General features: G+C 69.5%; 11 protein-coding genes. 6 read left to right on the top strand and 5 right to left on the bottom strand.

Features of this window, described 5'->3' with window-relative positions; translation table 11 throughout:
• Window positions 1-137: 137 nt before the first annotated feature.
• Complete coding sequence (locus tag QMK28_RS03910) at window positions 138-983, bottom strand: NAD(P)H-binding protein (protein ID WP_326435536.1); 846 nt, start codon at window positions 981-983, stop codon at window positions 138-140.
• 197 nt (window positions 984-1,180) lie between these two features.
• Between QMK28_RS03910 and QMK28_RS03915 the strand changes: the two genes are divergently transcribed.
• Entirely contained in the window at window positions 1,181-2,836 is a 1,656-nt protein-coding gene (locus tag QMK28_RS03915) for an amino acid adenylation domain-containing protein (RefSeq protein ID WP_326435537.1), read from the top strand.
• A gap of 38 nt (window positions 2,837-2,874) precedes the next feature.
• Here the strand turns inward: QMK28_RS03915 and QMK28_RS03920 are convergent, their stop codons facing one another.
• Window positions 2,875-3,966 carry a DUF475 domain-containing protein gene (locus QMK28_RS03920; RefSeq protein WP_326435538.1) on the bottom strand — a complete coding sequence of 364 codons (1,092 nt, stop codon included), beginning with the start codon at window positions 3,964-3,966 and terminating at the stop codon, window positions 2,875-2,877.
• Window positions 3,967-4,148: 182 nt separating this feature from the next.
• Between QMK28_RS03920 and QMK28_RS03925 the strand changes: the two genes are divergently transcribed.
• Window positions 4,149-5,231 (top strand): phosphatidylinositol-specific phospholipase C, encoded by a 1,083-nt coding sequence (locus QMK28_RS03925; protein ID WP_326435539.1) that lies wholly within the window; start codon window positions 4,149-4,151, stop codon window positions 5,229-5,231.
• 41 nt (window positions 5,232-5,272) lie between these two features.
• Here the strand turns inward: QMK28_RS03925 and QMK28_RS03930 are convergent, their stop codons facing one another.
• Window positions 5,273-5,596 (bottom strand): putative quinol monooxygenase, encoded by a 324-nt coding sequence (locus QMK28_RS03930; RefSeq protein WP_326435540.1) that lies wholly within the window; start codon window positions 5,594-5,596, stop codon window positions 5,273-5,275.
• A gap of 235 nt (window positions 5,597-5,831) precedes the next feature.
• Here QMK28_RS03930 and QMK28_RS03935 point away from each other — a divergent pair, with 235 nt between their 5' ends.
• On the top strand, window positions 5,832-6,365 hold the full coding sequence (locus tag QMK28_RS03935) for a hypothetical protein (protein ID WP_326435541.1): 534 nt from the start codon (window positions 5,832-5,834) through the stop codon (window positions 6,363-6,365).
• Between the two features lie 142 nt (window positions 6,366-6,507).
• On the top strand, window positions 6,508-6,762 hold the full coding sequence (locus QMK28_RS03940) for a DUF5133 domain-containing protein (RefSeq protein WP_326435554.1): 255 nt from the start codon (window positions 6,508-6,510) through the stop codon (window positions 6,760-6,762).
• Between the two features lie 384 nt (window positions 6,763-7,146).
• Here the strand turns inward: QMK28_RS03940 and QMK28_RS03945 are convergent, their stop codons facing one another.
• Both QMK28_RS03945 and QMK28_RS03950 read right to left on the bottom strand, forming a co-directional pair.
• Window positions 7,147-7,572: an ATP-binding protein gene (locus QMK28_RS03945; protein ID WP_326435542.1), complete on the bottom strand. Its 426-nt coding sequence runs from the start codon at window positions 7,570-7,572 to the stop codon at window positions 7,147-7,149.
• A gap of 224 nt (window positions 7,573-7,796) precedes the next feature.
• The gene (locus QMK28_RS03950) at window positions 7,797-8,684 is read right to left on the bottom strand and encodes an RNA polymerase sigma factor SigF (protein ID WP_326435543.1); all 888 of its coding nucleotides are present in this window, start codon (window positions 8,682-8,684) and stop codon (window positions 7,797-7,799) included.
• Window positions 8,685-9,063: 379 nt separating this feature from the next.
• Here QMK28_RS03950 and QMK28_RS03955 point away from each other — a divergent pair, with 379 nt between their 5' ends.
• Both QMK28_RS03955 and QMK28_RS03960 read left to right on the top strand, forming a co-directional pair.
• Window positions 9,064-9,420, top strand: coding sequence for a PRC-barrel domain-containing protein (locus QMK28_RS03955; protein ID WP_326435544.1), 357 nt, complete (start codon window positions 9,064-9,066; stop codon window positions 9,418-9,420).
• A gap of 39 nt (window positions 9,421-9,459) precedes the next feature.
• Entirely contained in the window at window positions 9,460-9,627 is a 168-nt protein-coding gene (locus QMK28_RS03960; protein WP_326435545.1) for a hypothetical protein, read from the top strand.
• Window positions 9,628-9,655: the final 28 nt, after the last annotated feature.

Here is a 9,655-nt window from a genome sequence, read left to right on the forward strand (position 1 = left end):
TCGGCCGGAACCCAGCGGCGCAACTCGGCCGGAGCCCTGCGGCACGCCCCGTCCGGAACCCTGCGGGACGCCACGAAGACCCGGTCCTGCGAGACGCCCGAACTCCCTGAGAGGCCGGGCCGGTTCGCGCGACACGATCAGGCCGGGTCTGCGAAGGCCTCGACGTGCTCCTGAGCCCACTGGCGGAACGTACGCGCCGGTCGGCCGGTGACCTTCTCGACGACGTCGCTGATGGGTGAGGGGCGGCCGACCGCCGCGGCCCACTGGCCGAGCAGCGAGGCGAGGATCGGCGGCGGCACGAACCTGCCCATCTGCTCCTGCGCCTCCTCGCGGCCCAGTTCACGCACCGCGACCTCACGCCCCAGCAACTCGCCGACGATCGCGAGCTGCTGACGGAAGCTCAGCGATTCGGGTCCGCTCAGCGTCAGCACCTGCCCGGCGAACGCGTCCGAGGACAGCGCCGCTACGGCCACGTCGGCGATGTCGTCCTCGTGCACCGGGGCCGTCTGGGCGTCCAAGTAGGCCTGCTCCACCGGGACCTTGCCGCGCACCGCGTAGCTCCACCCCAGCGCGTTGACCGCGAAGGCGCCCGGCCGCAGGACCGTGGTGGCCAGGCCCGACTCGCTCAACGCCTCCTCGACGGCGGCGTGATGCTGTGCCAGCGGGTCATTGTCGACACCGGGCTCCGCGATCACCGACGAGGACAGCAGCACCACGTGCCGCACGCCGGCGCTCCGGGCCGCGGCGGCCCAGGCATTGACGCCCTCCGGCTCCGCGTACAGGAACACCCTGCTCACGCCGCGCAGCGCCGCGGCGAAGGTCTCGGGGCGGCTGAGGTCCAGTTCGACGCTCTCCACACCGTCGGGCAGGGTCAGCTCGGCCGGCTTGCGGCCGGACGCGCGCACGGTGTGCCCGCCCTCGTGCAGGCGGCTCACCACACGGCTGCCGATGTTGCCGCTGGCTCCGGTTACCAGGATGGTCACGCCGTCTCCTCGAAATCGTCAGGGGTGGCGCCCCGCGGCAGCGGGCGCCGGCCACGGCCGCCGGAAGACCGGCGGAGCGCAGACCAAGCCCAGTACACAGCTGCGCCCTGGAGAACGACTTGAGCGCCCCGGTCCACCACGAGTCGAGGCCCGCCCCGGACCCTGCGCAGTCCAACAGCGCGAGAGGAGCCACGGCGATGACCCCGAGAACCCCGGTGAGCGACCCGCCCCACGCCCCAGCCATCCCCACGAACCTGACAGTTCCCGCCCCGGGCCCGGACCCCATCGCTGTCAGCCCCGGGGCCGCCCCCGCCGCCACCTCAGCGGGGGCGGACCCGGCGACGGCTTCGGTCTGCGCCCTCTTCCGCCGCCAAGCGGCCCGTACGCCGCACGCCGTGGCCCTGAGCGCCGAGGCAGAACACCTCAGCTACGCCGAACTCGACGCCTGGTCCGACACTCTGGCTCAGCACCTGACGACCACCCTGGACGTCCGCCGGGGCGACCGCGTCGCCGTCTGCCTCGAACGCTCCGTCCACCTCATCGTGGCCCTGCTCGGTGTCCTCAAAGCCGGCGCCGCCTACGTGCCGCTCAGCGTCGACGACCCCGAGCTGCGCATCGCCGACGTCCTCGCCGACGCCGGCGTCCGCATCGTGCTCTGTGCCCCGGACGCCGACGCCCGCTTCGCCGCGCACAACGTCGCTCCGGCCCACCTCCCCGCCCCGACCACGACAGTGGCACCCTGCGCACCGACGCCGGTCGCTCCCCACGACCTCGCCTACCTGATGTACACCTCGGGCTCCACCGGCCGCCCCAAAGCCGTCATGGTCGAGCACCGCAACATCACCAACCTCGTCACCGCCCCCAACTACGTCACCCTCACGCCCCGCGACCGGATTCTGCAGCTCGCCCCCGCCGCGTTCGACGCCGCCACCTTTGAGATCTGGGGCGCCCTGCTCAACGGCGCCCGCCTCGTCCTCGCGCCGCCCTACCCCCTCGACGCCGAAGACCTCGCCGCGCTCCTCCAGGACGCCGGGATCACCGTCCTGTGGCTCACCGCCGCGCTCTTCCACCGCCAGATCGACGCCGGCCCCCACACGCTCGCCGGGCCTCACACGCTCCTGGCCGGCGGCGACGTCCTCTCCCCCGACCACCTTCGCAGGCTGCGCGCCGCCCTCCCGCACTGCCGCGTCGTCAACGGCTACGGCCCCACCGAGACGACCACGTTCGCCGCCTGTCACCCCATCACCGACACCGACGCGCACGGCCGCCGCATCCCCATCGGGCACGCCATCCAGAACGCCACCCTGCGCATCGTCGACCCCACCGGCACGCCGCTTCCCGACGGGCAGCCCGGCGAACTCTGGATCGGCGGCGCCGGCGTCTCGCGCGGCTACTGGAACCGCCCCGAACTCACCGCAGCAGCCTTCAGCACCCCCTCCTGGGCCCCCTACCAGCGCTTTTACCACACCGGCGACCGCGCCCTGCGCCGCGCGGACGGCGCCCTCGAATTCCTCGGCCGCGCCGACGACCAATTCAAACTCCGCGGCCACCGCATCGAACCCGGCGAAATCGAGAACGCCCTCACCGACCACCCCGACGTGCGGAGCGCCGCCGTCGCCCTGCGGCCCCACCCGCACGGCGACCTGCGCCTCATCGCCTGGATCGTCCCCACCGACCCGGACCACGCCTTCGACCGCCCCGCGCTGCGCTACTACCTCCGCGCCCGGCTGTCCCCGCACATGATTCCCGCCGCCTATCTCACGCTGGCCCAGCTCCCCGTCACCGCCAACGGGAAGACCGACCGCGCGGCCCTCCCCGCACCCGACTGGAACACCAAGGCCATCTACACCTGAAAGCCGGTAGAGCGGCGGGTAGGGCCGGGACGCCGGCCCTACCCGCCCAGCTCCCTGTCGCGGCGCACCGACGACCAGAACGACGCGGCGATGATTCCGACACCGATCAGCCCCGTGATGACCTCGTGGATGTGCCATTTGACGGTGACCAGCAGAATGACCGCGAGCGCGCCGATCGCGTAGTGGGCGCCGTGCTCCAGGTAGACGTAGTCGTCCAAGGTGCCCTGGCGGACCAGATAGACAGTGAGCGACCGGACGTACATCGCGCCGATGCCCAGGCCGAGCGCCATCCAGAAGATGTGGTTCGTGATGGCGAACGCGCCGATGACGCCGTCGAAGGAGAACGACGCGTCCAGCACCTCAAGGTAGAGGAACGTGAAGAACGCGGCCTGCCCGGCGAGCTTCATCGCGCCGGGCTGCTCGCCCCCTCGCTTCGGCTCCTCGTCCCGCCGTTGCGCTCTCTCCTCCTCGGCGAGCTTGTTCTCGAAGTGGCCGGAGAAGCCGCTGACGACCAGATAGGTGATCAGACCGGCGATTCCGGCCAGCATGACGGCCGCGGACCTGTCGACATGCGCGCCTCCGTGCTGAGCCGCGCTGGGGGCGAGGGTGACCGCCGCGATCAGCAGGGCGATCAACGAAACGCACACAGCGGCGCCGTCGGCGCCGGCGAAACGGGAGAGCGGCTTCTCGATCCAGGACAACCAGGTGTGCTCGCGCTCACCGAAGACGAACTCAAGGAAGATCATCAGCAGGAACATGCCGCCGAAGGCCGCGATCGACGGATGGGCGTCGGTGACCAACTGCTCGTACTTCTTCGGCTCGTCGAGGGCGATCCGGACCGCGTCGAGCGGGCTCTTCTGCGCCGTGATCGAGACGATGGCGACCGGGAAGAGCAGCCGCATGCCGAACACGGCGATCAGTACGCCGACGGTCAGAAAGATCTTCTGCCAGAAGTCGTTCATCTTCTTCAACACACCGGCATTGACAACCGCGTTGTCGAAGGACAACGAGACTTCGAGGACGGAGAGGATCGCCACTACGGCGAACCCCTCCCAGCCCCAGAAATACGCGGCGAAAGCCAGGCCCAGGACTGTGACCCCGAACGACCAGCCGAAGGTTCTCAGAAACACGGCCCATCCCATCCGATTCTTGTGACCATCAGGCATCCCCGAGTCCAGCGCGTAGGCGGAAACCAGCCACCCATCGAAACGCCTGGCCGGTACATGGCATGTCCCTTCCAACCCGTACTGCATACCCTGACGCCCGTGCCGACGAGGCCGCCCAGGCCCGCAGTCCGAAGGAGAAGGTGAGCTTGTCCCCCACAGCAGCAGCCCAGGACATCGATCACACGGTACGGCGACGGCCGCGACCGGAACCTCAGCACACGCCACGGCGTGCGGCACTCCCGCCGCGATGCCCCCGCCTCACCGCGGCCCGCTGGCTCACGGCCCTCACCCTCGCCGGAACCGTGCTCGGCTTCGGCGCCCTGCCCGCGTCCGCCACCGACGGCGTCGACACGAAAGGCCTTGAGCGCGCCTCGAATCCCGACTGGATGGCAGGCCTCCCCGACAGCAGGCCGCTGACGGACCTCTCCATACCCGGCACCCACGACACCATGGCCCGCGACGTCACCCCCATCGCCGAAACCCAGCAGAGCGACCTGCCGCAGCAGTACAAGTCCGGCATCCGCGCCGTGGACATCCGTCTGCGGCATATCGGCGACCGGTTCACCATCCACCACGGCGTCGTCTACCTGAAGAAGAACTTCACCGACGTGCTCCAGCAGACGACGAGCTTCCTCAAGGAACATCCACAGGAAACCGTCGTCATGCGGATCCAGAAGGAACACACGGAGGAGAACGTCACCCGGACGTTCGAACAGACCCTCGACTGGTACCTGAACGCCAATCCCGAGACCGCCGACCTCATGCGCGACCACTGGTGGAAGCCGAATTCCTCCGCCGACCCCTTCCCCACGCTCGGCGAAACGCGGGGGAAAATCGTCTTCCTACAGAACTTCGACAGCCGGCAGCCCTACGGACTGCGCTGGTCGGGGGCGAACATGGACGTCGAGGACCACTACGAGGTCCCCACCATCTTCGACATCCCCAAGCGCTGGAACAACGCCAAAGCCCAACTCGACAAGCTGACGAACCCCGCCGCCGGCAAGATGTACGTGACGCACTTCAGCGGCGCGAGCGCCGGGGCCTACCCGATAGCCGTCGCCGGCGGATCGCTGGGCATCAAGGGCGTGAACTCTCGCGGTTTCGCGTATTTGGAGAGCGTCAATTCCCCTTGTACGCCACAGCGCTGCTTGCGGAAGACCGGCACGGTCATGATGGATTTCCCGGGCCCTGACCTGGTCAACCGAATTCTGCGGTACAACAGTGGCTGAGCGCGGGTCACCGCCTCCGGCTTCGACCCGGACAGCCCGGGCTAGCCCACGCTCAATTCACCCATCTCGCTCCAGCCATCCGCGTCCTTGATCGTGGTGCTCACGATCTCGGGCGTGCGGCGCAGCAGCGGGCGCATCTGGTCCATCGCCCCGCGGAAGTGGTCGGAGTTGACGTGCGCTTGGGCGGCGTCGTCCTGGAAGGCTTCGACCAGCACGTACGTGGTGGGGTCCTCGACGCTGCGGGACCATTCGAACCACAGGTTGCCCGGCTCGGCCCGAGTGGCGCTGGTGAAGGCTTCGACGCGCGTCGGCCACGCGTCGGCGTGCTCGGGCTTGACCGCGAACTTGACGACAATAAAGATCATCCGGCGATTCCAGGCCATCTGTACGCGTCTGCCCTCTTACGGACGGGCTCATGCGCCGGTCCGCCCCTGCTGCGCCTGGCCTGGGTGAATCTCGATTTCGCTTCCCGAAGCCGCACGCCGTGAGCCCGCGAGTTCAAGGGCGTGTTGAGCCGACCGGGTTCCCGGTCAGGGCATTGGATCTTCGGCTCAGCCGGTCTTTGGCTCCGGGAGGGGGTAGGGCTCTACCGTGTCGGCCATGACTGTCAACGAAGGACTGCAGGAGCGAGTGCCGGAGACCACCTGGGACCACTGTGTGTCGTGGGCCGCGCTGGTGACCCGGTGGCGTGTGGAGGAGACGGCGGACGACGCGGTGGCGGAGGAGTGGCACGTCACCCTGACCGGTGCCGACCATCACCTGGTGCACCTGCTGCTGGCCGCCGCGATCCACGAGCGGACCGCGGCCCTCGGTCTGGAAGGCGCCGCCGTGGCCCAGGTGCCGCTGGCGGCTCCGGGCGGCGAAGGCGTGACATGGACCTTGCAGCGCCGCGCGTACCAGGCCCTCAAGGAGGCCCCGGTCGCCAACGGCCAGGGCAGCGTGGAGCGCGCCGAGCTGCTGAAGTACGGGCAGTCCGCGCAACCCGACGAGCGCGGTGTCTGGGAGCGGGTCCGGCGGCTCTGCCAGCAGATCGCCGTCGCCACCGCGGGCGCCGTCGCCGGACCGGCGTACTGGGAGCAGACCGTCACTCTGGACACGGTCCGCACCGTCCAGCTGGGCAAGGCGCACCGGTGACTCCGAGCGCTCCCGGCCGGCCCGGCCGGTGACGGCCCCGGGGTGCGGAAGACGGCGGTCGGCGCAGGCCCCGTCCCGGAATGGTCTACGCCAGTGCGGGTACACGGACAAGGACAGCTGGTTCGTGAAGAGAGGCATCGCCGTGCTCAAGGCCCACCCCGCGATACTGCGAGATCTTGTCGAACGGTACGAGAGACTTCGAACACTGCATCGCGAGCAGCGTTCGTTAGAGACGCGTCGTCGACTGGAGGACATCACTTACACGTTGTGCGTCTTGACCGGAACACGGACCATTGAAGCAGCCCTGACCGCGGCTGAGCGGCAACTGACCGCGGCCCTCGCGAGCGAAGCGCCCGCGGCGACCCGGACGACCTCACACATACAGCTCACTGCCTGAGGCAGCTGAGCGCGTAAGAAGGACGAAGAGACTGACGTGACATCGAACCCTCCCATCTACGACGAGTTGGTCCAGAAGCACGGTGACGTCCTCACCGAGGCCCGCAGGGCCGCTGAGCAAACGCGTCAACACGCTGAAAGCGCGCTGGACTGGAGTGCTCTGAGGCACCGGCGGGGTGCTCCGCAGCCTCCGCCGACAGAGATCTGAATGCGGCGGTGAGGCCGGGGCCCGGCGGCGCTCAGCGCCTGGGCTTCGGCCGGTGCGAGGTTCCCGTGCGGGGTTTCGTGCGAAGCGCTCGTGCGGTTTTTCGTGTGCGGTTCTCATACGCGATCGCCGGGTGACCCCACGCCGGTCGGCCGCCGAAGAATCCGAGGAAGCCGCGGCTCAGTCGAGGGGAATGTGAGCGCGGACGCGCTTGCCGCCGGGCTGCCGCTCGACCTCGTAGCCGCGGCTCAGGCCCAGGACTATCTCCAGGCCGTGGCCGCCGATCCGTCCGGCGTCGGGCGTCAGGGTGACGGGCAGGCCGGCCTCGGTGTCCCCCACGGTGACGTGGAGTTCGCCGTCGGCCAGGGCCAGATCCAGCAGGCAGGGGCCGGGGGCGTACTTGACGGCGTTGGTGATCAGCTCGCTCACGACCAGGCACACGGCGCCGATCAGCCGAGCGGTCACCGGAACGCCGTGGACCTTCTGGACACGAGCGAGAAAGGCGGCCGCGAATTCGCGCGCCAGGGCGGCCATTCCGTTCTCACCATCGAACGCGGCGCTGGCCTGCGGCGGATACGCCGACGCGCTCGGCAGTGTGAGAGACACCGGGCACCTGCTTCCTCCATCGATCCGCGGCCCCCTGTGGTCCCGGACGATCGCAGATCTTCTACCCCGACCCCATCGCAGCATGCCCACCGGCTTTGTACGCCGTGCTGTGCTGTGCCGTTCCGCAGCCGTACCGGGCCGTGCCTCGGCGCCGCGTACTGCCGTACGACGCGGCGCGGCGCCGCCCAGCGGTAGGGCGGCGGCGCGGTGCCGGCCGGACAAGGTCAGAGCTGGGTGAGCAGGCCGGCGCGCAGCCTTCCCAGCATCCGGGTCAGGAGCCGGGAGACGTGCATCTGGGAGAGGCCGAGTTCGGCGGCGATCTGCGACTGGGTCATCTCCTCGCCGAACCGCATGTGCAGAATCCGCCGGTCCCGCTCCCCCAGTGCGGCGACCAGGGGCTTGAGGGCCAGTACGTTCTCGACACCGGCCATGCCGGGATCGACTTCGCCCAGCCGCTCGGCCAAAGTGACGCCCGTGGTGTCGTGGGCGGGATCGTCGGCGGGGATGTCGAGGGAGCCGGCGGTGTAGCCGTTGGCGGCCATGACGCCCTCGGTGACCTCTTCGACGCTCAGGTCGAGGTGTGCGGCGAGTTCGGCGGTGCTCGGGGCCCGGTCCAGGCTCTGGGCTAGCTCGTCGGTGGCGCGGGCCAGGTCGATGCGCAGCTCCTGCAGCCGCCGCGGGACATGGACCGCCCAACTGGTGTCACGGAAGAAGCGCTTGATCTCGCCGACGATGTAGGGCACGGCGAAGGTGGCGAACTCGACCTCGCGGGACAGGTCGAAGCGGTCGATGGCCTTGATCAGGCCGATCGTGCCGACCTGGATGACGTCCTCCATGTCGTCCGACCGGTTGCGGAACCGGCCGGCGGCGAAGCGGACCAGCGTCACGTTCAGCTCGATGAGGGTGTTGCGGGCGTACTGGTACTCGTGCGTGCCCTCTTCCAGGACCGCGAGCCGGTCGAAGAACAGCTTCGACAGCTCCCGCGCGTCCTTCGGCGCGACCCTGCCCGTGTCCTCGATCCATGGAAGTTCCCCGGACGCCTGCCGCCCGGTGTGCGCGGCCGGAGCCTCCCCGGCCCGGTTCGTCCGCGTCGTACCCGTCTGAGTCGCCATGTCCCATGCCCTCCCCGACAGTTAACGCCCGGCAATCGCCGGATACCCCGGAACCGCGTCCGCACACGCCGCGATTTCCGGAGCGGCGGTTGAAGTCGGTCGAGCCGACGAGCGCGGCGGGTTGGGCCGAGGACAAGTCCGGCACCGGCTGCTGAGGCGTGCTGACAGTAGCGGTGCGGGTTCCGTGCGCCATGCCGCATTGCGCAGTACCGGTATCGGGCAGCCGTGGGGGAAGATTGCCGGTACGTACGCCGGTACGCCCGAGTTCGTGGGGCCGGGCCGGATGTCCGGATGTACGGAGGCCACCGGTCACGGGCTGCGGGTGAGGTCCGGCCACACACCACCGCTCCCGGGAGCGGTGCAGACGAGAGGAGTCGGCGTGATCGAGATCGCAGACATCCGCGAGTGGCGGACCCACGATGTCGTGGATCCCGAAGGCAAGAAGATCGGGACGCTGGAGGCGGTGTACGTCGACACCCGCAGCGATGAGCCGGCCGTCGCCACGGTCGTCACCGGGCTGCCGACCCGTCACCGTCTGGTGTTCATCCCCCTGCTCGGCGCCGTCGTGGGGCCGAATTACCTCAAGGTCGCCTACCCCAAGTCCCTCGTCAAAGACGCGCCCTCGATGGGCACCGACGATGTGCTGCCCGCCGAGGACGAAGAGGCGATCTTCGTCTACTACGACCTGACCTACAAGCCGGGTCTCGGCGGCGAGCGCCAACTCGCGCGCCGCTGACCTCCCGTCCTCGACCCCTCGGCGGAAGGCATCCGACCCATGATCCTGATCCTGTTCCTGGTCATCGTCGCCCTGGTGCTCGGCATCATCGGCGCCGTCGCCAAAGGCCTGTTCTACCTGCTGGTCATCGGCGTCATCGTGCTCGTGGCCGACCTGGTCTACGCCGCGCTGCGCTGGCGGCGCACCGGCAGGCGGCCCATACGCTGAACCACGTCGGCCGCCCCCGGTCCGGGGG

It is taken from the genome of Streptomyces sp. H27-D2 (assembly GCF_035828615.1).
Lineage (GTDB): Bacteria > Actinomycetota > Actinomycetes > Streptomycetales > Streptomycetaceae > Streptomyces.